Genomic DNA, 25,513 nt, shown 5'->3' on the forward strand with positions numbered 1-25,513 from the left:
GCAAACAGCGTCGGCGGCCGCGCTTTTAGGCCTTAAAACTGAGAGGGTTAACGGCTGGTTGCGGCGTCCGGGCCTAGCCGTAGCGGCCGGTGACGAAATCGAGGCAGCGCTGGGTTCTCGGCTTCATGAAAATCTGCTCGGTGTCGCCGACTTCGACCAGATTGCCGAGGTGAAAAAAGGCGGCACGCTGCGAGATGCGGGCGGCTTGCTGCATGTTGTGGGTGACGATGACGATCGTGTAGCGATCGCGCAGTTCGTCGACCAGATTCTCGAACAGGGCCGTGGCGATGGGATCGAGTGCCGAGCAGGGCTCGTCCATCAGAAGCACCTCGGGATTTGTGGCGATGGCCCGGGCAATGCAGAGCCGCTGCTGCTGTCCGCCCGACAGATCGGTGCCGGCTTCATGCAGGCGGTCCTTGACCTCGTCCCACATGCCGACGGCCCGGAGAGTCTGTTCCACCAGGGCGTCGCGCTCCTTGCGATTGGTGACAATGCCCTGGATCTCGGCGCCATAGGCGATGTTGGCGGTGATCGACCGGGGAAAGGGATTTGGCTTTTGCGCGATCCAGCCGAAGCGCTGGCGCAGCACCGGCGGATCGATCCCGGGCGCGTAGATGTCTTCGCCGTCGAGCAGGATGCGGCCCGTCATGCGCGTATGCTCGATGATGTCGTTGGTGCGGTTCAGGCAGCGTAGCAAGGTGGTTTTGCCGCATCCCGATGGGCCGATGAAGGCGGTGGCCTCGTTCGCGTAGATGTCCAGCGAAATGTCCTTCAACGCCTGCTTCGGTCCGTACCAGAAGCTGACATCCTCGACGTTCATCTTCGTCGGGTGAGCGCGGTCGTGATTGGGTATCGGTCCGAGATGCGGGAGATGACTGCGGGTGGCATCCAGCATGGGATCATCCTGCGGGTTTTGCGCCAGATGAGTCTTGCGCCACGTCAAGGCTCCATAGCAGCGAAGTCTGCATCTTGGATGCCGCCGTCCGATGAAGCTTTTGTGAAAACCTAACTGAAGTTTGAGATAGGTCAGTCTTTCGGAAGGTGGAGGGGAGCGTTACAGTCGGCGGCAATTTTGGTTCGTGGCGAAAGCGCGGTTCTGGCGAGTGTTGGAGATCGAGCATGTTTCCCTTTGGTTTGGCCGTGGGGTTTGTGGCCGGGGCGGCGACTGCCGTTCTGTTCGCGCCCCAGATCGCCCAGCAAGCCCGCCCAGTGGCGAAGGCCGCGGTGAAGGCCGCCTTGGCGGCGTTGCATGAGGTCCAGGTGCGCGGCGCGGAGGTGGCCGAGGCGGCGGAAGATCTCTATGCCGAGGCCAAGGCCGAGGTGAACCAAGAGACCGCCGAAGCCGCATCGCCTGACGCCGCGACCCAAGACGAGGCGACCCGAGCAGCAGCACAAGCACCGGAAGCAAACCGGCCGCCAAGCGCCGCGGCTTGATCTCTCATCGGATGCCCGAGGCGCTACCACAAGCCGAACTCGTTCATGCCTGTCCCGGCCGCTCGCGGCTGCGCATCACGAGCCGGCGCGGCGATCCCGTGTTCTTCGCATCGCTCGCCACGGGACTCTCCACATTTCAGGGCGTACGGAAGGTGGAGGTTAATCCTCTCACCGGCAGTGTGCTGATCCACCATGACGTGCCGCTCGAAGGCATCGCCAAGGCGGCGGAGGAGGTGCGCCTGTTCGCGCTCGCGACGGCGGGGGCCGGTCCGTCGCTTACCGCGATGCAGGCCTTGCCGCTCGATATGAGGATGATGGCGGCGCTGGGCTTCGGCGCGCTGGCCCTGCTGCAGGCCGGCAGGGGGCAGGTCTTGCCGCAAGCGGCCACGCTCGCCTGGTATGCGGCAACGCTGAGCGGCATCCTGATAAATAGCGCCGGGGACGCCCCCGGCGATGGCGGGGGCGACGGCGAGTAACGACGCCTTAGCTGCGCAAGAGGTCGAGCGCGTCGAGCGCTTCCCAGGGCAAATCTAGATCGCTCCGCCCGAAATGTCCGTAGACGGCCAAGGGCCGGTAGAATCCCCGGTCACCTGACGCCGCAGGCCTCGTGCGCAGCGCGAACCGCTGGGCGATCGCCGCGGGCCGGAAGTCGAGATGCTCGGCCAGGCGCGCGGCAATGATCTCGTCGGCAATGCGGCCGGTGCCGAACGTCTCGGCCGAGATGCTGAGCGGGCGTGTCTGGCCGATGGCATAGGCGAGATGGACCTCGCAGCGTTCGGCGAGACCGGCGGCGACCACGTTCTTGGCGGCATGGCGCGCCGCATAGGCGCCGATCCGGTCGATGCGAGAGGGGTCCTTGCCCGACAGCGCGGCGCCGCTCTGCCGGGCGATCTCGCCATAGGTGTCGACGCCGTTCTTGCGGCCCGTGAGGCCGGCATGCCGCGCCGGCCCGCCGCTCTCATAAGGGCTGCCGGCATTGATGCGCAGCACCGTGTCGGCATCGGGCTTGAGGCCGTCGCCCGTGAAGCTCTCCGCGACGAGGGTGCGCAAGGAGTCCTCGACCGCGTCCGTCCGTGCCTCGGGCTTGAGGGTCGCCGTGAGTGAGATCGTGTGGATGCGGACCGGCCGGTTGTCGCGATACTCGACGGACACTTGGCTCTTGCCGTCCGGCGCCAGCCAGCCGGCGCCGCCGCGGCGCAGGTCATCGAGACCGCGCGCCAGGCTGTGGGCGATGGCGATCGGCAGCGGCATCAAGTTGGCCGTCTCCCGGCATGCATAGCCGAACACATTGGCCTGATCCTGAGCGGGATAGTCCTCCGGCCATGGCACCATCGAAGACCGCCAGCGGCGGCTGGCGCATGTCCCGGGGCAGCTCGGTGAGGCTGGGGATGGAGCATTTGCGCGCGCGAACTCCGGACCGACATAGCCCGCCATCCTTAATGACGCCGCGGCGCGCGAGGGGAGATCGATCACCGCCTCGGCGGTGAAGCGCGCGGCAAGGAATACGACGCCGGTGGCCACCGCGCATTCGATCACCACGCGGGCGCCCGTATCCTCGCGGAGGAAGGCGTCGACGGTGGCGTCGCTGATCTGATCGCAGAGCTTGTCGGGATGACCGGCGGTGACCGACTCGGAGGTGAAGATCATGTCCGATGGCATTTGCGGGGATCCTTTAGGCTTTGCGAGGGAGCGGCCGCTCGAAGTCGCGCAACACACGGCCGAGGAGGTCGTTGGCGAGCGTGCTGCCGACGGCGATGCCGGCAATCGCCAGCACGTCGCCGACGCGAGCGGCGCGAGTCGCAAGAACCGGCGGGTGAGGGGGAACATTTGCGCCGCGACCTGAACGGCCGCGGAGCCGGCAAGCGTGGCGTAGAGCTTGGCGCTCGGCGGGCGCCCGATCTCCGCAGCGAAGCCGTGCGTTTCGGAGCGGCAGGAGAGCGCATGCAGGAGCTGGGCAAAGGTCAGGCCGTGGAAGGCGAGCGTGCCGGCGCGCACGGGGTTGGAGGCGCCGCCGGCGAGAAAATAGCCGGTGAGCGCCGCGCCGCCCATCACCGTGCCTTCGCGCAGGATGTGGCGGAAGTCGCGCGGGCTCAGGATCGGCGCTTGCGGATCGTGCGGCGGCTGGTCGAGCACGCCGGCTTCGGGCGGCTCCAAGCCGAGCGCCAGCGCCGGTAGCGGGTCGGAGACGAGATTGAGCCAGAGAAGCTGCATTGGCGTCAGGGCCTCGCCGCCGGTGACGAGCGCAGCGCCGAGCATGGTGAAGGTCTCGCCGGCATTGGTGGAGACGAGGTAGCGCAGGACCTTGCGGATATTGGCGTAGGTGGCGCGGCCGAGGCGGATGGCCTCGATGATACCGTCGAGATCGTCACCCGCCAGCACGATGTCCGCAACTTCGCGGGCAACGTCGGTGCCTTCGCCGCCCATGGCGATGCCGATATCGGCGGCCTTCAGCGCCGGACCGTCATTGATGCCGTCGCCGGTCATGGCGACGATGTGGCCGCCGGACTGCAGCGCACGGACGATGTTGAGCTTGTCGACCGGGTTCACGCGGGCGAACACTTGCGGCTGGCCCACCAAGGCGGCCAGAAGGTCGGGGCGCATATTGGCGATCTGGCCGGCTTCCAGCACCTTCAGCTCGTCGCCGCCGGCAAGATCGAGATTGCGGGCGATGGCGAAGGCCGTGGGGCTCTGGTCGCCGGTGATCATCACTGCGCGCACGCCGGCGCGGTGGAGCTTGTCCAAGGCCGGCGCGACGCTGGGCCGGATCGGGTTGGCGAGGCCGGCGAGGCCGAGCCAGACGAGATCGCGCTCGTCGTAAGGGTTGCCGCCTGACTCGTTCACCGCGATGCCCAGCACACGCAAGGCTTGGCTTGCCATGCGCTCGTTGGCCTTCAGGATGCGGCCTCGGGTCTCCTCGTCGAGCGGGACGAGGCCGTCGCCGGTGCGATGGTGCGTGCAGCGCTCCAGCACTTCGACCGGATCGCCCTTGACGCAGAGCAGCCGTCCGCGCGTGGTCGCGTGCAGCGTGCTCATGCGCTTGCGCCGGTCGCTGCGCAAGGCCGTCGCCAGCACGCGCGCGTCGAGCCGCAACGCCGGCACGTCGACATCGAGCGTGATCGCCGTCTCGATGAGCGCGCTCTCGGTGGGCGTGCCCTCGATGGCGAAGCCGTGCTCGACTTCGCGCACGATCGCGTCGCTGGACAGCGCGGCCACTTCGAACAAGCGGCGCACGACGGTTTCGGTCGCGTCCGGCGCTAGCGCATCGCCCGCCATCAGCCGGCCCGCCTCGAAGGTGAGCGCCGCGCCGTCGGCATGGATAGCGACGGTGGTCATGCGGTTCTCGGTGAGGGTTCCCGTCTTGTCGAGACCGACCACCTCGACGGCACCCAGCGTCTCCACCGCGTCGAGCTTGCGCACCAGGATGTTGCGCTTGCGCATGTCCTGGATGCCGAGCGCAAGCGTGGTGGTGGCGACGGCGGGCAAGCCTTCCGGGATGGCCGCTACGCCCAGCGAGATGGCGCTCCGCACCAGAGGGATGAGGGGATGGCCGCGCAGCAGCCCAAGCCCGAGAATGGCGCCGCAGATGAGACCGTTGACGATGATGAGTTCGCGGCCGACATCGCCGAGCTGGCGTTGCATGGGCGTCTCGGGGGCGCTCACGGCGCCGAGCAGATGCTGGACGCGGCCGATCTCGGTCACCATGCCGGTGGCGGTGACCACGGCGGCGCCGGAGCCGCCGGTGACCACCGTGCCGCGGAACACCATGTTGTGGCGCTCGGCGAGCTCGGTGTTGTCGGGAAGCACGACGTCCGAGTCCTTCTGAACGGGCAGCGCCTCGCCGGTCAGCGCCGCCTCGTTGATGCTGAGGTCGTCGCAGGAGACGAGGCGGGCATCGGCGGGTATGAGCGTGCCGCGCTCCAGGAGAATGCGGTCGCCGGGCACGAGCTCGGACGGTTGAACGAGGTCGCGGCGGCCGCCGCGCACAACCGGCACGGGGCTCGGGGTATAGCGGGACAGGCCGAGGATCGTGTGCTCCGCCTGGCGCTCGGTCGCCGTGGCGATGCCGGCGTTGAGGAGCACAACGGCGGCGATGATCACCGCGTCGGCGATGCCGCCGGTGGCCAGCGACAGCACCGCCGAACCGCCGAGCAGGGTGATCGGCAGGCTGGTCATCTGCTCGGCGAGGAGCGCCGCCATGGAGCGTGGCTCGAGTCGTATCAGCTCGTTACGGCCATGGGTGAAGAGCCGCCGCTTGGCTTCCTCGGCCACGAGCCCGGTCTCGGTATCGGTAGCGAGCTGCTCGGAGATCATGCTCCGCGTGAGCGCGTGCCACTGCCTCGGGATCGAGGGCACGAGGGCGGGTGCCGCGGCCGACGACAAGCCGCGCGGCGGCGGGGCGCCGTCGGCCTCGCCGGGGATGCGGCTGGCGACCACATCCTCGATGATCTCCGCCAGCGCGCACGAAGCCGGCGCGCATATGTAATCAGAACGGAGCCGGTGAGCGGATTGGCGTGGGCGGACGTGACGCCCACGGTTCCGCGCAAGGCCGTCTCCGTCTTCCGCGCCAGAGGTGGCCGCGCCATAAGGCCCCGGTGGCGGAAGCGCACGCGGCCCGGGACGGCGCTATGGACGATCTCCACGCTGGCCCGCTTTGGCAGCACACCGTCCAGGGGCGCTGAAACTTTACGTGCCGGTTGTGCTGAGGGCTGCTGCATCACACGCATGGTACCGGAGGCTAGTGTGCATAGATGACAATTCCGCTCGGGCGTATTGTCCTGGGCTCGCAAAAAGCCCCTTCGCCTCGAATCGACAAGGGCCTCGGACCCTCGTAAGCTGACGTAAATCAGCGCTCATAAAGAGCCGGTCGTGAGATCGAGGGAGGAGTCGGGCATGAACGAGCAACCAGCGCGTGAGATGTTTTTCGGCGCGTGTCCACATGATTGTCCGGACACCTGCGCCATGGTCTACGAGGTCGCCGATGGACGGTTGGTCGAGGTCAAGGGCAACAAGGACCATCCTATCACGCGCGGCGGTCTGTGCGTAAAGCTCAAGGACTTTCACGATCACCACGCCAATCCCGACCGGCTGCTCTATCCCATGCGCCGTACGGGCCCCAAGGGCTCCAAGCAGTTCGAGCGCATCACCTGGGACGAGGCGATCGCCGAGATCGGCACGCGCTGGCGCGACATCATCGCCGAGTACGGTGCGCAAGCCATCATGCCGCAGAGCTATCTCGGCAATATGGGCTTGGTGCAGGGCATCAACTCAGGCGACCCGTTCTTCAATCGTCTCGGTACGACGGTGAACGAGAAGACCTTCTGCGCGTCCGGTTCGTCGACCGCCTGGCTGATGACCGTGGGTCCGACGGGCGGCGTCGACCCCGAGAGCTTCGTGCATTCGAAGTTCATCGTCATCTGGGCGTGCAACTCGATCTCGACCAATCTTCATCACTGGCCGTTCGTGCTCGAAGCGCAGAAGCGCGGCGCCAAGGTCGTGGTGATCGATTGCTACCGCTCGCGCACGGCGAAGCAGGCCGATTGGCACATCGCGCCGAAGCCCGGCACCGACGGCGCGCTCGCCATGGGCATCATCAACTCGCTCATCGCGCAGGGACTGATCGACCAGGACTATGTGGACCAGCACACCTACGGCTACGAGGAACTGAAAGCGCGCGCCTCGGAATTCACGCCGGACTATGTGGAGGCGGTCACCGGCGTCAAAGCCGCCGACATCGCCCAGTTCGCCAAGGAGTTTGCCACCGACCAGCCGAGCGTGATCCGGATCGGCGTGGCCTTGGAGCGCTCAGCCGGCGGCGGTCAGGCGATCCGCGCGGTGGCGTCCCTGCCGGCGCTTGTGGGCTCGTGGAAGCATGTGGGCGGCGGCCTCTTGCAGATGCCGCTTTGGGACTTCCCGGTCGATTGGATGAAGGTATCGCGCGGCGACTGGATCAAGCCCGGCACGCGCGCCATCAACAATCTCCAGCTCGGACGGGCGCTCACCGGCGAGATGAAGCTCGATCCGCCGATCAAGAGCATGTTCGTCTATTGCACCAACCCGGTGTCGCAGGCGCCGGAGACGAACAAGATCGTGCAAGGCCTACAGCGCGAGGATCTGTTCACGGTGGTCGCCGAGCATTTCCTCACAGACACGGCGAAATATGCCGACATCGTGCTGCCGGCCGCGATGGCGGGCGAAGCGGAGGACATGATGTGGTCGTGGGGCCACTTCTACTTCACCTATAATGAGAAGGCCGTCGAGCCGCCGGGCGAGTGCTTGCCGACCAGCGAGATGTGGCGGCGGCTGGCGAAGGAGATGGGCTTCGACGATCCCGTATTCCAAATGTCGGACAGTGAGCTCGCCGCCTATTATATCAACTGGGACGATCCCAAGATGGCCGGCGTCGACATGGACTATTTCAAGGAGCACGGCTTCTTCAAGATCGACGTGGGCGATGCCGACACGCGGACCCCGCATAAGGACGGCAATTTCCCGACGCCGTCGGGCAAGGTGGAGTTCCTGCTGCACGACGCCAAGAACTTCGTCGCCGGGCCTTTCCGCATGATGTATGACGGCGACCAATGCGGCGATCCGGTCGATCCGTTGCCCGGCTATGTTCCGCCGCGCGAGACGCCCGAGACCAATAGCGCGCGAGCCGAGCGTTTTCCGCTCAACATCCTCTCGCCGAAAAGCCACGGCTTCCTCAACTCCTGCTACGCCAACGAACCGCATAAGATCAAAGGCCAGGGCGAGCAGTTCGTGCTGATCAGTCCGAAGGACGCGGAGGCCCGCAGCATTCGCGAAGGCGATCCGGTGCGCGTGTTCAACGACCGTGGCGACTTCGAGGGCGTCGCCCGCGCACCGACGACGTGGGTGACGGCATCGTCGTGGCGACACTCGGCTATTGGCGGAGCCTCAACCGCTCCGACGGCTCGGTGAACTCGATCTCGTCGGACGCCCACTCAGGCTTGGGACGCGCGCCGACCTATTCGGACAATCTCGTCCAGGTGACGCGGGTGAACTGACGCCGTCAACGAGACGAGCTATTCGGCGGCTGTGGACGTGGCCTTCGCGGAGATCTCCTGAAGGGCGGTGAAGCCTTCGAACTCGGGATGGCCGAGATAGAGCGGCTTGCCGCTGCCGGCATTCGCGTGTGCCTTGCGGAAGGCTTCTGACTTGGTCCAGGCCTCGAAGGCGGCTTGCGAGCGCCACAGGCTATGCGAGGCGTAGAGCACGTGATCGTCGCGCTCCGGGCCTTTCAGCAGTTGAAACTCGACAAAGCCCGGCACGTCCTCGAGATGGGTGTCGCGGCTGAGCCAGACCTGCTCGAAGTCGCGCTCCGACCCCTTCTTCACTTTGAACCGGTTCATGGCGATGAACATGATGCACTCCGTGGAATGAAAACGATGCACTTGATATCGCGGCACCGATGGGAAGCCTAAGGGCGCGTTGGCTATTTGTCTCGTCGCGGTTTTGGACAGTGCTTAAGTGGTCGCAAATTCTGACCCCGATCAAGGCGTGACAAGGCGTCTCAGGTTACTCAGTGTCCCTACCGCTGGCGATCATGCCGTGCGGTCCCCATCTAAAGACTCCCGGCATTCTGCTTCCGCTCAACCCCCCTGGAGGCTCCATGAACAAGCAATTGACACCGAAGGAACGTCAGAAAGTGAAACTCGACACACCGACCGATCTTGGCTCCAACGCCACCCGCGACATCTCCGGCGCGCTGAACGCGCTCCTCGCCGATGTGTTTGCGCTCTACATGAAGACCAAAAATTTCCATTGGCATGTGAGCGGCCCGCATTTCCGCGGCTACCACCTCATGTTCGATGAGCAGGGCGCCGAGCTTTTCGCCATGACCGACGAGATCGCCGAGCGTGTGCGCAAGATCGGCGGGACGACACTCCATTCTATCGGCAACATCGCGCGGCTTCAGCGTATCCCCGACAACGATGCCGACTATGTGGACCCGCTCGACATGCTGGCCGAGTTGCGCGAGGACAATCAGGCGCTGATTGCCAGCATGCGCGAAGTGCATAACGTCTGTGACGAAGAGAACGACGTGGCGACCGCGAGCAAGCTCGAGGAGTGGATCGATCAGGCCGAGAAGCGGGTCTGGTTCCTATTCGAGTCCAGTCGCCGGGGCGACTCGACTGGCCACTAGCGGGCGGCAAGGGCCTCTCGCGATAAGAATTAGGCGGCGTGATCCCTTTGCTGGGGCACGCCGTCTTCCGGAGGTGTGGGCTTCCAGGCGACGCAGCAATTGCGACCGGCTGATTTCGCCCTGTAGAGCGCTTCGTCGGCGTGCTCGATGTCTTTCTCGATCGGGGTGTTCGCATCGAGCATGGTAATGCCGAACGACGCCGTGACGTTGACCTCTCCTTCAGCTCCCAGGTGATGTGGAAGCCGCGCGAGTGACTCGCGTAGCCGCTGGATGATGTCGCAGGCTTCCTCGAGGCTCGTATCGGGCAAGATAATGAGAAACTCCTCGCCCCCGTAGCGGAACACCTTGTCGTATGGCCGAAGGTGCTCCATCGCGTGGTGTGCGAAGGCAATCAACACCTGGTCGCCGACGCTGTGCCCATATTTGTCATTGATCAATTTGAACTCATCGAGATCCATCATGGCGAGACAGCAGGGTTGGACCCCGCGCTCAACTAGGGACTGCTGCTCACGCAGCTTGGCGAGTAGTCCGATGCGACCCGGTATGCCGGTCAAGGGGTCAAGCGCGTAGAGCGCTTCCTCGATGTCGCGCTTTAGGGCGAAAATCTCCATGCGCATCCGCTTAAGCGCGTTGATGAAGCGCTGGTAGTCCTCGAGCGCAACAGGCTGGCCGGCTTTCATGGTTTGCAGCATGTGCGCCGCGCATTGATGCGTGCGTTGGTGCTCGGCGCGAGCTCGGCAAATCCCGGCCGGTCGACAAGCGCGGCGGCCGCGCCGCATCCGGAATAATACCACTGGCCTAGTCTGCATAGACGATGGGCATCGCGTTCCAGATCGCGCTGGTCGGGCTGCAGCCGGCAGATCAACGTCCCGAATAAGCCATTCAACCATTCGTCATGGTTGTAGAGGCAGCGATCAAGTTCGGCCGAAGCGGCGTGCAGTTCTTCAGGGGAGAGTTGCTGGATAGCCATCACATCTCCTGGCTGCGTGGGTCGTCGAGACCTCTTAGCGGAAGACGTCTACTATCGGGTTAATCTGACACCTGAATACAACCGCCAAGAGCCCCTTTTGGGGCCCTCAAGGTCAGGTAGTGGGCTTCCTGGCCCTTTCCGTCTGCGGACCGTCGATCACGGCCCAGCCGGCCGGACGGCCCGTAGGCGGGAGTTGTTTGCGGCTTTCCTTGTCGCACAGGATGTGCGCCTTCGCGACCATGAGAGCCGTGACCGGCGCCGTCAGGAACAAGAAGGTTGAAATTAGGAGCTCGTGGATCGACACGGTGCCGCGCTCCAAGATGAAATAGAGCATCGAGGCGATCAGCATCGAGCCGATGCCGAGAGTCGTCGCCTTGGTCGGCCCGTGTAAGCGGCGCATCAGGTCGGGTAGCTTCGCAAGGCCAAACGAGCCGACGAATAGAAAAAAGGCCGCCAGGTAGATCAAGGCCGCGATTGCGATTTCGCCAATATCGATCATCGCGCTACTCCATCACATTGCCGCGCAGGATGTATTTGCAGTAGGCGACGGTCGTCAGGAAGCCGACCATGGCGAACAGCAGCGCCGCCTCGAAATAGATTTCCGTTCCAAAGTAGATGCCGATCAGCACCACGAGCGCGATGGCGTTGATGACGAGCGTATCGAGCGCCAGGATGCGTGTCGCGGTGTCCGGCCCCACCAGCAAGCGGTAAACGTTCAACAGCATCGCGGCGCCGATGGCAAAGACGGCGATTGTGCAAGCAAGCGCGATCATTTCTCGAAGATCCTCTGCAGTCTGGTTTCGTAACGCGACTTGATTGTCGCCACGGTCGCTTCGGCGTCGTTCGTCTCGAGACAATGGACGAGCAGCGCGCGGCCGTCGCCGCTGAGATCGGCGCTGACCGTGCCCGGGGTCATGGTGATCGTTCCTGCCAGTGCGGAAATCGCTTCGGGCGTTCTGAGGTCGAGCGGCACGGTCACGAAGCGCGAGCGGAGAGACTCCCCGCGGCGGAATAGGATCAGATAGGCCACCTGGAAATTGGCGACGACGATATCCCAGAGAACAATGACGGCATATTCCAGGATAGTAAGCGGGCTCCCGATATGCGGCCTGTCAGGCCAATATGGGCTTGTCAGCTTCGGGATCGCGAGACCCAGAATCGCGCCGAGCACGGCCGCACCCCAAGAGATGCCGTTCAGCAGAATCCACACCACGACGATGAGGAGCGTCAGAAGGGGGTGAGGCACCAAGCGTTTGAACATGTTTAGTGTCCCGTCGACGGCATGACGTTGGTGGAGCCTAGCACGGCGTCGATATAGTCGGCCGGAGCGAGCAGTTGCTCGGCCGTCGCATGGAACGCTTCGACGGCGGGCCCGGCAAAGATGGACAGTAGTGCAATGGCGCAGACGAGCAAGGCCACGACCACTATGGGAGAGATTGGCATCGTTGCCCATGTCGGCCCCGTGGTCCGGCCCACGGTGTTCCAGAAGACGATGCTGCCGGCGCGGGCGAAAGCAATGGTCATCATGAGCGAGGCGCCGAGAACGAAAAGCCAGATCAGGCCGGCTTGGGGACTTTCATAGGCCGCATCGAGCACCAGGAGCTTGCCGATGAAGCCTGAGAGCGGTGGAAGGCCGACGGCGGCGAGCGCCGTGAGGAAAAACAGAGCGCCGAGGATAGGGGCCTGGCGGATCGGATGCCCCGGTATGAGCGCATCGCCTCTCTCTATTCGCCGCGTCGTTATCAGGTCCACGATGAGGAAGAGCGCGGCGCCGGTCAACGTGCTGTGCACCAGATAGTAGAGCGCCGTTGTCAGGCCATCGACGTCGAAAAGACCGATAGCGATGAGCAGCGTGCCCATGGACGCGACGATGTTGAAGGACGCGAGGTCGAGGAGGGTGCGGCTTGCGAGAAGGCCGATGGCGCCGACGAGAAGCGTCGCAAGGGCGGCGGGCAGGATCCATGGCACGGCCACGCCCGCGAGCGCGCCGGCATCGGCACCGAAGATCGTGCCGTAGACGCGAATGATCGCATAGGCACCGACTTTGGTCATGATGGCGAAGAGTGCGGCGACCGGCGCCGACGCTGACGAATAGGTGCCGGGGAGCCACCAATGCAGAGGCACGAAGGCGGCCTTGATGGCGAAGACCAGGAACAACAGCAGGGCGCCGGTTCGCAGCAGCGCCTCGTTTCCGGCGGCGACCTGCGGCACCTTCACGGCGAGATCGGCCATGTTGAGCGTGCCGGTGATCCCATAGATCAAGCCGATAGCGATCAAGAACAGCGTTGAAGCCACGAGATTGATCGCGACGTACTGGAAACCCGCGCCCAGGCGGCGGGCGCCCCCGCCATGGAGCATGAGCCCGTAGGACGCGATCAGCATCACCTCGAAGAACACGAATAGGTTGAAGATGTCGCCGGTGAGAAACGCGCCGTTCAGGCCCAGCAGTTGGAACTGGAACAGAGCGTGGAAGTGGCGTCCCCGCTCATCCCATCCCGCCACGGCATAGACAAGGATGGCGAGAGCGAGCGCTGCGGCAAGCAGCAGCATGGTTGCCGACAGGCGATCGAGCACGAGGACGATACCAAACGGTGCAGGCCAGGCGCCGACGCGGTAGACGCGTGGCTCGCCGTCGCTCGCCAGGTGATAGAGAAAGATCGCAATCCCCACGAGGGCCAGGGTGGCGACGACGGAGACGATCCGCTGCATGCGGATGTCACGCCGCCGCACCAGGATTAGCAGAGCGGCCGTCAGCGCGGGCAGGATTGCCGGGGCGATGATCCAGTTCGTCATGAGGTGCGCACCGCCATCATCGATCTGCCTCGGCTTCGGGCGCGAGGTCTTCTCCCGGAATGTCCGCGTTGTCGTTCTCGGTCTCGAGGAAGCTGCGCAACGCAAGAACGACGATCAGGGCCGTCATGCCGAACGAGATCACGATTGCCGTCAACACCAGCGCCTGCGGCAAGGGATCGGTGTAGGCGCCTGCATCGGAAATAATCGGCGGCAGGTTGACAACGAGCCGCCCCGCCGAGAACAGGAACACGTTCACCGCGTAGGATAGCAAAGTCAGTCCGATGATGATCGGAAACGTCCGCCGCTGCAGGAGCAGGTAGACTCCGACCGCCGTCATCAAGCCCACGGCGCTGGCGACCAGAAGCTCCACGTCAGTTGCCCCCCTTGCTCGAGCTGACGATGCGCCCCTGCTTCAACGGGATGTCCATTGGTCCCTTTGGCACAGGTTGGCGCTCGGTCCGTTCCTCGACGCGCGAGATCTGGGCGAGCGACAGCATCACGACGCCGACGACGGTGAGGAAGACGCCGAGATCGAAGGCAACCGCCGAGGCGATTTCGATCTCGCCCACCAACGGTAGTTCGACATGTGTGTATGTGCTGGTGAGGAAGGGCCAGTCGAAGAACAGCGATGTCAGTCCGGCAATGCCGGCGATGGCGACGCCGGAGCCGATCATGGCCTGACTATCGATGCGGGCGCGCTGTGCGGCCCACGCATAGCCGCTCGCCAGATATTGCATGATGAGAGCGATGGCGACGATCAGCCCGGCGATGAAGCCGCCACCCGGCTCATTGTGGCCGCGGAGAAAGATGAAGACCGCGACGGTGAGCGCGAGAGGCAGAAGGATGCGCGTGGCCACGACGAGGATTAGCGGATGAGCATCCTTACTTTGCAGGGGATGGCGGATGGACTCGAGGGTTTTCCTCGCTGCGCCTCTCAGAGCGTTGTCGAGAAGCGCGAAGATGGTGATGGCGGCGATGCCGAGAACGATGATCTCGCCGAACGTATCAAAGCCACGAAAGTCGACGAGGATGACGTTGACGACGTTGGTGCCGCCGCCGCCGGGCTTCGCTTGCGCCAAGTGGTAGTCGGAGATCGTTTGGAAATCGCGTGTCAGGATGGCGTAGGTGAGGGCGCCGACTCCGAGGCCGACAGCAGCCGCAAGTCCGCCGCGCCCTAGCCGTCCGGCCGCATCCGTCTCCGCAGGCGTCGTCTTCGGCAAGAGATTGAGAGCAAGCAGAAGGAGGATCGTCGTGACGACGTCGACCGAGATCTGCGTGAGCGCGAGGTCGGGCGCGGAGAAATGCAAGAACACGAGAGAGACGATGAGGCCGACGCCGCTCGTGAGGATGAGGGCGAGCAGCCGGTCTCCATGCCAGAAGAGAAGCGCAACGCATATCGCGGCGAGGACGATCCAGGCGACGCCCGCTGGAAACGACATGGGAATGATCTCCCTGGTTCCAGCCTCATGCGGCGAAGCCAGGAAGCCGACAAGCCCGACCGCGACAATGACGCCGATAATGATTCCGGCATAGCGCGGCAGCGAGCCGTTATGGGTCACGTCAATGATCGCGCGCGAGCCGTTCACCAAGGCGGAGAGCACTGCGTCGTAGATGCGCTTCGCGTCGGGCCGCGGGAGGGCGAGCCGGATCGCGTCGGCGTAGCGGTACAGGCCGAAGAGCATGGCGCCGCCGGCTAGCGCGATCAGGCTCATGAAGAGTGCCGGCGTCAGGCCATGCCAAATTGCGAGCTTGTAGTCGGGCAGGGCCTCGCCTACCACGGCAAGCGCCGTACGCTCCACGATCGGACCTGCTGTAAGGGCCGGAAGAACGCCGATGGCCACGACCGGGACGACGAGGATGGCGACGGGGAGCCACATCCCAAGCGGCGGGTCGTGGGGCTTGTGGGGGTAGTCGTCGCGCGGCGGTCCGAAGAACGTGCTGATCGCGAAACGGAAGGAGTAGGCGGCGGAGAGGAGGGCCCCGATCGTCGCCAATACGGGGAAGAGCCAGACGATCCCGGCATAGACGGTGTGTGCCGTCTCTTCGAGCATCATCTCCTTTGACAGGAAGCCGTTGAAAAGCGGAATTCCGGCCATCGACGCCGCAGCCAGGATCGCCAAGGTGGCCGTGATCGGCATGAGGGTGAGCAGTCCGCCAAGCCGGCGAATGTCGCGCGTGCCCGCTTCATGGTCGATGATACCTGCGCTCATGAACAGCGCCGCCTTGAAGGTCGCATGATTGACGATGTGGAACACGGCGGCAATGGCGCCCAGAGGCGTGCCGAGTCCGAACAGCATGGTGATGAGCCCGAGATGACTCACGGTCGAGAATGCGAGCAGGGCCTTGAGATCATCCTTGAACAGCGCGATCCATGCGCCGATGAGCATGGTGATGAGCCCGACCGGCGCGACGATGAGGAACCACGCTTCCGTCGGGGCGAAGACCGGCCATAGCCGGCCCATCAGGAAAAGACCCGCTTTCACCATGGTCGCGGAATGCAGATAGGCCGAGACGGGCGTGGGCGCGGCCATCGCGTGCGGCAGCCAGAAGTGGAACGGGAACTGCGCCGATTTGGTGAAGGCGCCGCCCAGGATCAGCAGAAGCGTCGGCACGAGAAGCGGCGAGGATCTGATGATCTCACCACGCTGCAGGATCTCGGTGATCTCGTAAGACCCCGCGATGTGACCGAGCATCAGCATGCCGGCGATGAGCGACAAGCCCCCGCCGCCGGTGACGATGAGCGCCATGCGCGCGCCCTGGCGTGATTCCGGCAAGTGGCGCCAGTAGCCGATCAGCAGGAACGACGTGAGGCTCGTAAGTTCCCAGAACACGAGCATCAGAAGAATGTTGTCGCTGAGGACGATGCCCACCATCGCGCCCTGGAACATCAGGAGGTAGAAGTAGAAGAGGCCGAGGGGGTCGTCCGCGCTCAGGTAGTAGCGCGCATAGAGGATGATCAGCAGCCCCATGCCGAGAATGAGCGCGGCGAAGAACAGTCCCAAGCCATCGACGAAGAACGAGAAGGACAAGCCGATCATCGGCAGCCACGGTACGCTCCACGTGATGACGTCGCCGCGGTAGACGGCGGGCGCCTGGGAAAGAAGGAGGACGAGCGCCGTGAGGGTGACGGCCCCCGTCGCCAACGCGCAGAAGTTGCGGCCATAGCGGATCGCCAGCAGAGGGATCACGGCGCCCAGAAATGGCGTGAGCGTAACGACGGCGAGCAGCATCGTGGCGGCTACCAAGCTTGTGGAAAGTCAACCGCTTGCGGGGCTCGGCGGGGACTGGTGGTGAGAATCTGCACGGCATCGAAGCATAGTCGGGGCGATGTCGAAAGTCGCCGGAAACCGTCACGGGCTGAGTATTCTTGCCGCACGGAAGACCGCATTTCCGCCGGATCCGGCTAGGTTTCGCCGTAGAGCCAGTCGAATCTCGCGAGTGCCGTCTCGTCGCTGCGGCGTGAAGCGCGAAGTTGCGGGCGAGCCGCGCGGCCCCCGCAAATGATACAGCCATCCGAAGCGCTTCGATTGCTGCTGGAGCCGCGTGGCCCGCGGACGGCGCAAGACCTCGTAGCGATGAAAGGCGGCGGCGGGCTCGTTAGGCTCCGCAGCGAGAGTCTCCGCCAAAGTGACGGCGTCCTCGATGGCAAGGCCTGCCCCTTGCGCCAGGAAAGGCAGCACGGGATGGGCCGCGTCGCCGAGAAGGGTGATGGCGCCGCCGCTCCAATAGGGCAATGGGGGCAGGCGATAGAGCGACCAGCGGCGCCAAGCCTGAACCCGTTCGAGCAATGATTTCGACTCCTTGCACCAGCGGGTGAATCCGGAAAGCAAAGACGCGGCGTCGCCCGACTGGTTCCAGCCTTGCACCTCTTGTCCGCCCTCGGTGACGGCAACGATATTCAGGGCCTCGCCGCCACGGACCGGGTAGTGGACGAGATGCGCCTTCGGGCCGAGCCACAGCCCCACCACGGGATCGGCGAAGGGGCTGGGCAGATCGCCCATGGGCAGCATGCCGCGATAGGCGGTGGCCCCTGAAAAGCTCAAGGTCGCGCCGGGCGCCACGGTTTTGCGCACCACCGACCACAGGCCGTCGGCGCCGATGAGCGCCGACCCTTCCGCGCCGGGACCGCCGATGCGCCGTGCAGCGATCGTCTTCTCGCCCGGCTCGATCTGAGCGAGGTCGAACCCCGGGCGCAATTCGACGGCTTGAAGCGTCTTGGCGACCGACAACAGCCCGGCATGGAGGTCGGCGCGGTGGAGGCTGATATAAGGCGCGCCGTAGCGCGTCTCGGCCTGAGGCTTGAGCGGCACGGTGGCGAGGCGGCGGCCCGTGATGCCGTCGAAGAGACAGATCGCTTCGGGCCGGAAGGCGGTGGGCTCGATCGCGTCGAAAACGCCGAGGCTACGGAGCAGGCGCGTGGCGTTGGGCCCGAGCTGAATGCCGGCGCCGCTTTCCTCGGTGAAGCTCGAGCGTCGAGGACGCAGGTCTCAATACCCTGCTTGGCCAGGGCGATGGCTGTCGAGAGCCCGCCGATACCGCCGCCGGCGATGAGAACGGGCGCGCCTGCTTCGCCATCAAGATGCGCTAGGCGGCAGGCGGGCCAGGCGGGGAAGTCGCGACATAGACGCAACCGCCGGGCTCGGTCTGCGTTGCCTCCAGGTCGCCGTCGAATTCGTAGAGCGTGGAACAATAAGGGCAAACGATCTGGGTTTCGTGCCCCATGTCGAGATAGACATGCGGGTGATCGTCGGGCGGCAGGGTCCCCATGCACTGGAACTCCTTGACGCCGATCTTGATCCGGTCGACGCCTACGTCATTCACGAAATGGGGTACGAGCGTTTGAGCCATGAGGGTTCGCAAAACTGTCTGTGGTGAGGATTGGCGGCCAGCATAGTGACCCTTGAGGCAAAACGGTAGGGAGAGAATGCAGAGCTTCGATTCCGACGGTGTGAGGATTGCCTATGTGGACGAGGGGGAGGGCGAACCCATCCTGCTGATCCACGGCTTCGCCTCCAATATCGCGGCGAATTGGATCGATCCGGGCTGGGTGAAGACCCTGACGCAAGCCGGCAGGCGGGTGATCGCCTATGACAACCGGGGTCACGGGCGCAGCGACAAGCTCTACGACCCCGCGTTGTACGGCGCGCCGGCCATGGCGGAGGACGCCAGACGACTCCTGGATCATCTGGGCGTGGCCCGGACGGATGTGCTCGGCTACTCCATGGGGGCGCGGATCGCGGCTTTCCTCACCTTCGCCCATCCCGAGCGGGTGCGTAGCGTCATCTTCGGCGGTCTCGGCATCCATATGGTGCGCGGGATGGTGGGCTCGGGCCCGCTGGCCCATGCCCTCGAAGCGCCCCGTGTCGAGGATGTCACCAACGCCACGGCGCGCAGCTTCCGGGTCTTCGCCGAGCAGACGAAAAGCGATCTGAAGGCGCTGGCCGCGTGCATGCGGGGGCCGCGCGAGAAGGTCCCCGCCGAGCGACTCGGCGAGATCGCCGTGCCGGCGCTGGTGGCGGTCGGTAGCAAGGATGTGATTGGCGGGTCGGGAGCGGCGCTTGCAGAGCTCATCCCGGGTGCCCAATTTCTAGAGATCACCGGACGCGATCACATGAGGGCCGTCGGCGACGCAGCTTTCAAGCAGGGTGTGCTCGACTTTTTAACTTCACGAGCTTAGGTCCTAGCTTTCGAGTGGTAGACTAAGCTCCCCGGGCCTGCTAGGGGGGCGAAGTGAGGAAAGCCCATGCATAAGTCCATGGTATCGGCAGAGCTGCAGATCAAACTGCACGACCCGGTGTGGAGCCGGGTGCGGCGCGAGGCCGAGGACATCAGCGCGGCGGAGCCGGCGCTTGGTGGCTTCATCTATGCGTCGGTGCTCAGTCATTCCCGTCTTGAGGATGCCATCTGCCATCGTCTGGCGCGGCGGCTGCAGCACGCGGCGCTCGACGTGGGCCTGATGCACCAGACGTTTCATGAGGTGCTCGAGGCGGACCCCATGCTCGGCGAGGAGTTTCGCGCCGATCTGGTGGCATGGGCGCAGCGCGATCCCGCTTGCGACCGGCTGATCGAGCCGCTCCTCTATTTCAAGGGCTTTCACGCGCTTCAGACCCACCGTATCGCCCACCGGCTGTGGAACGCGGGCCGTAAGGATTTGGCGCTCTACCTCCAGAGCCTGGTCTCGCGCTTCCTTCAGGTCGACATCCATCCGGCGGCGCGGATCGGCCGGGGCATCATGATCGACCATGCCACCGGCATCGTCATCGGCGAGACGGCGGTGGTCGGCGACAATTGCTCGCTCCTGCACGGGGTCACCCTTGGCGGCTCGGGCAACGAGCAGGGCGACCGCCATCCCAAGATCGGGCGCGGCGTGATGATCGGCGCTGGCGCCAAGATTCTCGGCAATATCTCGGTCGGAGACTGCGCCCGGATCGCCGCGGGTAGCGTGGTGCTGAAGGACGTGGCGCCGAAGCGCACCGTGGCCGGCGTGCCGGCCCGGGATATCGGCGCCAATACCTGTGACGAGCCGGCGCTGACCATGGATCAAATGTTCACAGGTGACGACGCAAGCCGCCGCTAGGGCTGGCAGCAGCTCGAAAGGGGGCTTTAAGCGTGACACGAGACGAAATTCTCAAGCTCGAGACCTATTTGAAGAAAGTCTTCCGCTTGCCTGAGATCCAGGTGCGGCAGCGCCCGCAGAAGGACGATTCCGCCGAGGTCTATATCGGCGAGGAGTTCATCGGCGTGCTGTTCCGCGACGACGATGACGAGGACGAGACGGCCTATCAGTTCCAGATGGCGATCCTCGACTTCGACTTGCAATAGCGCTTTTCGTGCCCTGGCGGCACGGGCGTTAACCAGTCCTTAAGATTTGCGGCAAACGGCCCCGCGCCGCTCGCTAGAGTGCTTTTGGGAAAGCACGGGCGAGGGGCGTGATGGGACCTGCAATCGTTTATCTGTACGTGACAGCGTGTGGCTTCGTCTTGGCCGGCGTGCTGTCGAGCTTTGTGCAGCTCGTCTCGGGCGAGCCGATGCGCTTCGGTGTCGAGCCGAAATCCACCTTATCCTCGATTGGGGGCGTGATCCTGCGGGTGTTCGCAGGGCCTGCCATTCTCATGCGCAATGCGTGGCGGGGAATGCTGATCGAGGCGCGGCCCAAAGTCTGGTTCGGTGCGTCACTGGCGGTCGCGGCGCTGTGGAGCCTGTTTTCCGGCGCCTTGTTGATCGACCTTATTCTGACGCTATAGACCTAACCCCCTGAAAAAAAGGAGCCGGTCTCTTGCGAGACCGGCTCTAGTAAAGGCCCGGTTGGGTCGGGGATGGGTGGGGGATGGTCACCGGGCCTCAAAGCGTGCCCCCTCGGAGCAGGGGGGTCGAAAGTCTCCTTACTGGCGGTTCGAAGCCGACACCGCGGGTTGCGGCTCGAGAGTCGGGGGCAACAGCGAGATCCACACCAGCGGATTGCGCGCGGACTGCTGCTTGACGAATGTGTAGGGCGTATCGGCCCAGGCCATGATCTCGCGCTGCTTATTGTCGAGCACCAGGTCGCCGTGATCGGTGCGCACCGTCAGCACGGCGTGGCCCTCATTGTTCTCGTCGCGGACGACGGTGATGAGCAGGGCGCTTTCCGGCCAGCCACGCTCGATCAGGATGCGGCGCTTGAGCAGGACATAGTCCTCGCAGTCGCCTTCCTTCACCGGATAGGTCCACACTTCGACCTTGCCGTAGAGGTCCAGATCGGTGATCGGCGCCACGGCCTCGTTGACGCTCGTGTTGACCTCGGCGAGCTCGCGGGACTTGGCGGCGCTCAGCTGGATACGGTCGGCGAAGCGTCCGGACGGACGGCACTCGGTCTCGCGCTCACGGCAGAAATTCACGTAGCCGATCGGCGGCAAGGTGTCGCCAAAGGACTGCAGGAACGCAACCTTCTGCGTCTCAAGCTGAGGCTTGAGACTGATTGCATGATTGTTTGTGGCATCCGCCGGCAAAGACGAGATGAACATCAAGAATGCTGTACCTAGAACAAAGTGTTTCATTACACCCCCCGTTTGTTGAGGAGCACTATGTCAGAGAGGTTTTGAGATCCCGATAAAAGAAGCCAGTGTTTTGGAGTAGTATTGGTAGTTCTTTTTTAGTGAGACCTACTCAAACCTGAATGTTCTTGGGTTAGCTAAAATTTTAGATATTTTGGAACAAAACGCGGCCAAGCGCGGTTTTCCGCGATTTTTTTGAGGCGATGGCAAGGCGAAGCACCATCGGCCGGCAGTCTTGAAAGAATTGAGAAAGGTTAGCCAAACGTGCGCGCGAGACTATCCGGATCTTGAAGCTCGGCGAATTGTATGGCTATGCCCTGATCGTGGTGGCGCACGACGCGACCGCGCGGGCGACCCAAGACGACGACGGTGTTCAGCGGCGGCTTCACGGCGGTGGCGATCGAGGCGCCGCTCAAGGACACGTCCAGCACCCGGCAATCATGGACGTCGCCGTTGGGCAGGATGAGCTTCTGGGCGGCGATGCGGGGCGCGACGCGCTCATGCTGTCGCTCCTCGGCCCCGATCTCGAGGTTGGCATACCACGTGAGCAAGTTGGCGATGCGCTCGCGCTTCTGCATGCTCACCTGGATCTCGACCGCGAAGCCGCCCTCGACGCTGCGGACGACGATGCCTTCGAGACGGCCGAAATTCTCGAGATAGGCGACGATGCGCTCGCCTGGGGCGCAGGAAATCGGCGCCAGCAGCGCCATGCCCCCGGCGGACATGTTGATCACCTCGCAGGGATAATCCTGCTTGTCCTCGGACATGAAGCGGCCCTGGAGGCTCACCGTCACCCGGCGATATTTGCGACGGTCCGGCACGATCTTGGGAAGCGGCCGGCTGGCCGTGAGCTTGCTGTCGCGCCGGCCACGAATGGTCACGGGGCGAGCGGAAACCTGCTCCTCGGTATTTGGGACGCTCATAATCATGCCAGCGGCCCGCTCAGGTCTGGGGAATTGGGGGCTGAGCAAGCCGAGTGTCAGGCTAGGAGAGCACGCATTAAGGAAAGTCTAAATGGCTCGGTCCAAGTGGAAACGTCCCGGCTTCGGTGCTCATTGGGTTTCCTATTCGTTGCCGCAGGCCAGGCCGCCCTGGACGACGCGGAAGCGGCGGCGGGCAGCCCGCACGGCATCGTCGCCCCCATTTGCCATGAAGGCGGGAACGCCGTCCGGCCAATGAAGATGAAGCTCGGCGAGCTCGAAGGTGTTGAGGGGCTCGGCGCCCAGCCAGAATGGCGGCTCGATGGCGGTGATGGAGCCCATTAGGCGGTTGATCGTCTGGCCCGTGTGGATCAGCGGCATGAGCGTGAATTCGAAGCGTGCCGGGCGGTTCGTTTCACCGAAGGCCTGAAACACGCCGTGGCCCACGGCGCCGTCATTCAGCACGGTGCGGACTTGGGAGGCGATGGCGAGGCGGTCCTCGTTGGGCCACAGGCTCAAGAAGTCGACGCCCCTCAGCTCGCGGCCGAACTGATGGCAAATCTTCGTTCCGGCCAAGCGGAAGCGGAAGCCCAGAAGACCCGTACATTCGGCGATGAACGTCTCGCGCAGGAGACCCGCGATCCGCGCCGGTTCGATTTCGAAGCGCGCGGGGCAATGCGCCCATTGCGTATACCGTCCCAATACGCGTAAAGCTGCCTGCTTGTTGGCTGTTGCATAACCTACCCGACGAAAGAACGCTTCACTCACGAGCCCGCGCATCCTTGAGCCAAGCCAGGGTCGAATCCCGCTTTGGCACGGTTGAGCGAGCATGCTCAGGGTCTGTTAAGCAGGGAGTATGCCAGCGCGGGGTGCTTTGGCCGCGGCGGCGTGGAGTGACGGCCACTAAGGTTGTCAGAATGGCGAGAAACAACCGTTTCTGAGTAGATCCTCGAATGGCGGCAAGCGAACCTATCCTTAACGTACCGCGCGCCGTCGTGGTGGCTTCGGCGATCATGATCGCGGTGCAGGTCATCCGGGGACTCCTGCCGGACGAGATGGATCTCACCGTGTTGCTGACGCTGGCCTTCATTCCGGCCCGCTATAGCGGGGCGGCGCTCGAGCTGCCCGGCGGGTATGTCAGCGCCGTCACCTCATTCGTGACCTATATGGTTGTGCATGGCGGGTGGACGCACTTGCTGGTGAATGTGCTCTGGATGCTGGCTTTCGGCACGGCCGTGGCCCGGCGCATCGGCACACGGGGCTTCTTCGAGTTTTCGATCCTGTGCGGCGTCGCCGGTGCGCTCACCCATCTGGCGCTCCATTGGGGTGAGATGGCGCCCGTCGTGGGCGCTTCGGCGGCCATTTCGGGACAGATGGCCGGCGCCCTAAGATTTGTCTTTTTCGCCAAGCGGTTGCCCGGCGAACGGGCGCCCGACTCGTTAACGCGCCACTCGCCAGCCTCGGCGCCACCCTGCGGGATCACCGCATCGTCGCGTTCCTCATATTCTGGGTCGTCCTCAATGCCTATTTCGGGCTGACCTCGGTCTGGTCCGGCGGGTCTGACGGCGGCATCGCCTGGGAAGCCCATATTGGCGGCTTCCTCTGCGGGCTGCTCACCTTCGGCTTCTTCGACAAGCGGGATGCCGCCGACAATCTCTGGCGGCAGGGCTAAGCATCGGAGAAAGCGGCGATTTCCTGGGGCTTCTTGCGCGCTGTGCCGCTCCGGGACATGATGTCGCAGCAACGGGGCCCAAGTTCCCGGGCTGGAGGAAACCCTAATGAACGTCGCTGCAATTCTAAAGCTGAAGGGCAGGGAGGTCTTCACGGCCGCGCCGGACACGCCCTTACAGGAGATTGCTAAGCTCCTCGGCAGGCACCGTATTGGTTGCATCGTAATCGCCGCGGAGGATGGCAAGGTTATCGGCATCGTGTCGGAGCGGGACATCGTCCGCGAGATCGCCAGAGCCGGCGCGTCCGTGCTCGATGAGCCGGTTGAGGTGTGCATGACCAAGGCCGTGGTCAGCTGCCGGGAATCGGACACGATGGACCAGCTGATGGGCGAGATGACCGCGCACCGGTTCCGTCACATGCCGGTGGTCGATCGCGGACGCCTGACCGGCCTGGTGTCGATTGGTGACGTGGTGAGAATGCGGATCGCGGAAGCCGAAATGGAAGCGGCGGCGATGCGCGAGTATATCGCCACGGGCTGAGCCGACCGGCTTCCCCGTCTCGGTCTTCGCCGCGCTACGCGGCGAGCGCCCGCATGAGCATTCTGATCTCGTCGATCTGGGATTCGGCGGCCTTGCTGCCGAGTTCGATCGCCTCGTTGGCGCGGTGAAAGTCGAACAGGCCGATACGCGCCGTCTTCGGGCCGATGGTGATGTCGGGCGGGTCGCCGGCGAGGCGGGAGCGCGCGATGCGGTCCTGGGTGATGTTGATGGCGTCCATCATCACCGCCGACAGGCCCGGGGCGCCGTTGCTGCGTCCAAAAATCTGCCGGTGAAGGAGATGTACGGCCGCGCGCCCGTTGGTGCCAGGGAGGTGGTTGTCCTCCACCGGGGCCGGCGCGTCCACGCCATGGTCGTGAATCACGCCGCCCTTGCTGAACAGATCGTTGTTGAGATTGACGGCGATGACGACGCGGGCGCGAGTGCGCGGCAGACTGAGACCGGAATGGGGTTCACGAGGGCGCCGTCGATGAGCCAGCGCCCGTTGATCTGGACCGGACGGAAGATGCCGGGCAGGGCGAATGACGCCTGTAGGGCCGTCACCAGGCTTCCCTTGTTGAGCCAGACCTCGTGGCCCGTGCCGAGCTCGGTTGCGACAGCCACGAATTTGCGGTTCAGCTTCTCGATGGAGAAGTCTTTGAGGTGGTTGTCGAGCCGTGTGCTGAGGCGCTGACCGGTCAGAAGCCTGAGCCGGCGAAATTGAAATCAAGAAAGCCGAAGACCCGGCGGCGGGTGAGGGCGGTGGCGAAGTCCTCAAGCGCGTCCAGCTTGCCGGTGACGTAGCAGGCGCCGGCCACGGCGCCGATCGAGGTGCCGGCGATGATGTCCGGCTCGAGACCGGCGGCGATCAGGCTCCGCAGCACGCCTATATGGGCCCAGCCGCGGGCCGCTCCGCCTCCAAGCGCCAAACCGAGCGTTGGTCGTTCCATTACACGAGCCTCACACCGGACAGGCGTCCGGTAACGCCAAAAAGGTCG

General features: G+C 64.3%; 29 protein-coding genes and 3 pseudogenes. 11 read left to right on the forward strand and 21 right to left on the reverse strand.

Features of this window, described 5'->3' with window-relative positions; genetic code table 11:
* Window positions 1-73 precede the first annotated feature (73 nt).
* Window positions 74-895, reverse strand: a complete 822-nt coding sequence (pstB, locus tag AUC69_RS14260) for a phosphate ABC transporter ATP-binding protein PstB (protein WP_083239492.1) — start codon at window positions 893-895, stop codon at window positions 74-76.
* Between the two features lie 224 nt (window positions 896-1,119).
* Here pstB and AUC69_RS14265 point away from each other — a divergent pair, with 224 nt between their 5' ends.
* Complete coding sequence (locus AUC69_RS14265) at window positions 1,120-1,434, forward strand: hypothetical protein (RefSeq protein WP_069442740.1); 315 nt, start codon at window positions 1,120-1,122, stop codon at window positions 1,432-1,434.
* Window positions 1,431-1,910, forward strand: coding sequence for a heavy-metal-associated domain-containing protein (locus AUC69_RS14270; RefSeq protein ID WP_244500278.1), 480 nt, complete (start codon window positions 1,431-1,433; stop codon window positions 1,908-1,910). Before AUC69_RS14265 ends, AUC69_RS14270 begins: the two co-directional genes overlap by 4 nt.
* Before the next feature lie 7 nt (window positions 1,911-1,917).
* Here the strand turns inward: AUC69_RS14270 and AUC69_RS14275 are convergent, their stop codons facing one another.
* Together AUC69_RS14275 and AUC69_RS19465 are read right to left on the reverse strand one after the other, a co-directional pair.
* Window positions 1,918-5,868 carry a methionine adenosyltransferase domain-containing protein gene (locus AUC69_RS14275; RefSeq protein ID WP_069442742.1) on the reverse strand — a complete coding sequence of 1,317 codons (3,951 nt, stop codon included), beginning with the start codon at window positions 5,866-5,868 and terminating at the stop codon, window positions 1,918-1,920.
* A 95-nt stretch (window positions 5,869-5,963) separates the two neighbouring features.
* A pseudogene (locus tag AUC69_RS19465) lies at window positions 5,964-6,158 on the reverse strand (hypothetical protein); the annotation flags it as partial.
* A 166-nt stretch (window positions 6,159-6,324) separates the two neighbouring features.
* Between AUC69_RS19465 and AUC69_RS14280 the strand changes: the two are divergent.
* A pseudogene (locus tag AUC69_RS14280) lies at window positions 6,325-8,456 on the forward strand (molybdopterin-containing oxidoreductase family protein).
* 18 nt (window positions 8,457-8,474) lie between these two features.
* Here AUC69_RS14280 and hmuQ read toward each other — a convergent pair.
* On the reverse strand, window positions 8,475-8,813 hold the full coding sequence (gene hmuQ, locus AUC69_RS14285) for a heme-degrading protein HmuQ (protein ID WP_069442743.1): 339 nt from the start codon (window positions 8,811-8,813) through the stop codon (window positions 8,475-8,477).
* A gap of 248 nt (window positions 8,814-9,061) precedes the next feature.
* On the opposite strand from hmuQ, the gene AUC69_RS14290 reads away from it, so the two are divergent.
* Window positions 9,062-9,595, forward strand: a complete 534-nt coding sequence (locus tag AUC69_RS14290; RefSeq protein ID WP_069442744.1) for a Dps family protein — start codon at window positions 9,062-9,064, stop codon at window positions 9,593-9,595.
* A gap of 29 nt (window positions 9,596-9,624) precedes the next feature.
* Here AUC69_RS14290 and AUC69_RS14295 read toward each other — a convergent pair whose 3' ends face one another.
* From AUC69_RS14295 to AUC69_RS14335, 11 genes and pseudogenes are all read right to left on the reverse strand, one after another.
* Window positions 9,625-10,275, reverse strand: a complete 651-nt coding sequence (locus AUC69_RS14295) for a diguanylate cyclase domain-containing protein (protein WP_204377336.1) — start codon at window positions 10,273-10,275, stop codon at window positions 9,625-9,627.
* Entirely contained in the window at window positions 10,272-10,565 is a 294-nt protein-coding gene (locus AUC69_RS17170) for a hypothetical protein (RefSeq protein WP_141700820.1), read from the reverse strand. The genes AUC69_RS14295 and AUC69_RS17170 overlap by 4 nt, the downstream gene beginning before the upstream one ends.
* Before the next feature lie 112 nt (window positions 10,566-10,677).
* Window positions 10,678-11,064: a Na+/H+ antiporter subunit G gene (locus AUC69_RS14300; RefSeq protein WP_069442746.1), complete on the reverse strand. Its 387-nt coding sequence runs from the start codon at window positions 11,062-11,064 to the stop codon at window positions 10,678-10,680.
* A gap of 4 nt (window positions 11,065-11,068) precedes the next feature.
* The gene (locus AUC69_RS14305; RefSeq protein ID WP_069442747.1) at window positions 11,069-11,338 is read right to left on the reverse strand and encodes a K+/H+ antiporter subunit F; all 270 of its coding nucleotides are present in this window, start codon (window positions 11,336-11,338) and stop codon (window positions 11,069-11,071) included.
* Window positions 11,335-11,826: a Na+/H+ antiporter subunit E gene (locus AUC69_RS14310; RefSeq protein ID WP_069442748.1), complete on the reverse strand. Its 492-nt coding sequence runs from the start codon at window positions 11,824-11,826 to the stop codon at window positions 11,335-11,337. Before AUC69_RS14310 ends, AUC69_RS14305 begins: the two co-directional genes overlap by 4 nt.
* 2 nt (window positions 11,827-11,828) lie before the next feature.
* Entirely contained in the window at window positions 11,829-13,358 is a 1,530-nt protein-coding gene (locus AUC69_RS14315; protein ID WP_069442749.1) for a monovalent cation/H+ antiporter subunit D, read from the reverse strand.
* 16 nt (window positions 13,359-13,374) lie between these two features.
* The gene (locus tag AUC69_RS14320; protein WP_069442750.1) at window positions 13,375-13,728 is read right to left on the reverse strand and encodes a Na+/H+ antiporter subunit C; all 354 of its coding nucleotides are present in this window, start codon (window positions 13,726-13,728) and stop codon (window positions 13,375-13,377) included.
* A 1-nt stretch (window position 13,729) separates the two neighbouring features.
* On the reverse strand, window positions 13,730-16,588 hold the full coding sequence (locus AUC69_RS14325) for a monovalent cation/H+ antiporter subunit A (RefSeq protein WP_069442751.1): 2,859 nt from the start codon (window positions 16,586-16,588) through the stop codon (window positions 13,730-13,732).
* Window positions 16,589-16,708: 120 nt separating this feature from the next.
* Window positions 16,709-17,842 (reverse strand): FAD-dependent monooxygenase, encoded by a 1,134-nt coding sequence (locus AUC69_RS14330; protein ID WP_083239480.1) that lies wholly within the window; start codon window positions 17,840-17,842, stop codon window positions 16,709-16,711.
* Window positions 17,797-18,057: pseudogene (locus tag AUC69_RS19835) on the reverse strand (FAD-dependent oxidoreductase); the annotation flags it as partial. The pseudogene AUC69_RS19835 and the gene AUC69_RS14330, both read right to left, overlap by 46 nt.
* A complete protein-coding gene (locus AUC69_RS14335; protein WP_069442752.1) occupies window positions 17,943-18,206 on the reverse strand; it encodes a zinc-finger domain-containing protein in 264 nt (87 codons plus the stop codon). The pseudogene AUC69_RS19835 and the gene AUC69_RS14335, both read right to left, overlap by 115 nt.
* Window positions 18,207-18,282: 76 nt before the next feature.
* Here AUC69_RS14335 and AUC69_RS14340 point away from each other — a divergent pair, with 76 nt between their 5' ends.
* From AUC69_RS14340 to AUC69_RS14355, 4 genes are all read left to right on the forward strand, one after another.
* Window positions 18,283-19,035 carry an alpha/beta fold hydrolase gene (locus AUC69_RS14340; protein WP_069442753.1) on the forward strand — a complete coding sequence of 251 codons (753 nt, stop codon included), beginning with the start codon at window positions 18,283-18,285 and terminating at the stop codon, window positions 19,033-19,035.
* Window positions 19,036-19,101: 66 nt separating this feature from the next.
* On the forward strand, window positions 19,102-19,935 hold the full coding sequence (gene cysE, locus AUC69_RS14345) for a serine O-acetyltransferase (RefSeq protein WP_069442754.1): 834 nt from the start codon (window positions 19,102-19,104) through the stop codon (window positions 19,933-19,935).
* A gap of 32 nt (window positions 19,936-19,967) precedes the next feature.
* Window positions 19,968-20,180, forward strand: coding sequence for a DUF3126 family protein (locus tag AUC69_RS14350; RefSeq protein WP_069442755.1), 213 nt, complete (start codon window positions 19,968-19,970; stop codon window positions 20,178-20,180).
* A gap of 110 nt (window positions 20,181-20,290) precedes the next feature.
* The gene (locus AUC69_RS14355; RefSeq protein ID WP_069442756.1) at window positions 20,291-20,602 is read left to right on the forward strand and encodes a DUF6949 family protein; all 312 of its coding nucleotides are present in this window, start codon (window positions 20,291-20,293) and stop codon (window positions 20,600-20,602) included.
* A 138-nt stretch (window positions 20,603-20,740) separates the two neighbouring features.
* On the opposite strand, the gene AUC69_RS14360 is transcribed toward AUC69_RS14355, so the two are convergent.
* The 3 genes from AUC69_RS14360 to AUC69_RS14370 form a co-directional block, all read right to left on the reverse strand.
* Entirely contained in the window at window positions 20,741-21,391 is a 651-nt protein-coding gene (locus AUC69_RS14360; RefSeq protein WP_083239482.1) for a transglutaminase-like cysteine peptidase, read from the reverse strand.
* A gap of 251 nt (window positions 21,392-21,642) precedes the next feature.
* Window positions 21,643-22,317, reverse strand: a complete 675-nt coding sequence (locus AUC69_RS14365; protein WP_083239483.1) for a PilZ domain-containing protein — start codon at window positions 22,315-22,317, stop codon at window positions 21,643-21,645.
* Window positions 22,318-22,452: 135 nt separating this feature from the next.
* Window positions 22,453-23,010, reverse strand: coding sequence for a PAS domain-containing protein (locus tag AUC69_RS14370; RefSeq protein WP_069442758.1), 558 nt, complete (start codon window positions 23,008-23,010; stop codon window positions 22,453-22,455).
* Between the two features lie 251 nt (window positions 23,011-23,261).
* Here AUC69_RS14370 and AUC69_RS19135 point away from each other — a divergent pair, with 251 nt between their 5' ends.
* From AUC69_RS19135 to AUC69_RS14380, 3 genes are all read left to right on the forward strand, one after another.
* On the forward strand, window positions 23,262-23,846 hold the full coding sequence (locus AUC69_RS19135; protein ID WP_083239485.1) for a rhomboid family intramembrane serine protease: 585 nt from the start codon (window positions 23,262-23,264) through the stop codon (window positions 23,844-23,846).
* The gene (locus tag AUC69_RS19140; protein WP_280136660.1) at window positions 23,843-23,980 is read left to right on the forward strand and encodes a rhomboid family intramembrane serine protease; all 138 of its coding nucleotides are present in this window, start codon (window positions 23,843-23,845) and stop codon (window positions 23,978-23,980) included. The genes AUC69_RS19135 and AUC69_RS19140 overlap by 4 nt, the downstream gene beginning before the upstream one ends.
* A 106-nt stretch (window positions 23,981-24,086) precedes the next feature.
* Window positions 24,087-24,518, forward strand: coding sequence for a CBS domain-containing protein (locus tag AUC69_RS14380; RefSeq protein ID WP_069442759.1), 432 nt, complete (start codon window positions 24,087-24,089; stop codon window positions 24,516-24,518).
* Window positions 24,519-24,552: 34 nt separating this feature from the next.
* Here the strand turns inward: AUC69_RS14380 and AUC69_RS19470 are convergent, their stop codons facing one another.
* Genes AUC69_RS19470 through AUC69_RS19480 form a run of 3 tightly spaced genes read right to left on the reverse strand, consistent with a single transcriptional unit; the run spans window position 24,553 to window position 25,465 of the window.
* A complete protein-coding gene (locus AUC69_RS19470) occupies window positions 24,553-24,900 on the reverse strand; it encodes a patatin-like phospholipase domain-containing protein (protein WP_342018613.1) in 348 nt (115 codons plus the stop codon).
* Window positions 24,897-25,217 (reverse strand): patatin-like phospholipase family protein, encoded by a 321-nt coding sequence (locus AUC69_RS19475; protein WP_342018616.1) that lies wholly within the window; start codon window positions 25,215-25,217, stop codon window positions 24,897-24,899. The genes AUC69_RS19470 and AUC69_RS19475 overlap by 4 nt, the downstream gene beginning before the upstream one ends.
* Window positions 25,214-25,465, reverse strand: coding sequence for a patatin-like phospholipase family protein (locus AUC69_RS19480; RefSeq protein ID WP_342018614.1), 252 nt, complete (start codon window positions 25,463-25,465; stop codon window positions 25,214-25,216). The genes AUC69_RS19475 and AUC69_RS19480 overlap by 4 nt, the downstream gene beginning before the upstream one ends.
* Window positions 25,466-25,513: the final 48 nt, after the last annotated feature.

The sequence above is a fragment of the Methyloceanibacter superfactus genome (assembly GCF_001723305.1).
Taxonomy (GTDB): Bacteria; Pseudomonadota; Alphaproteobacteria; order Rhizobiales; family Methyloligellaceae; genus Methyloceanibacter; species Methyloceanibacter superfactus.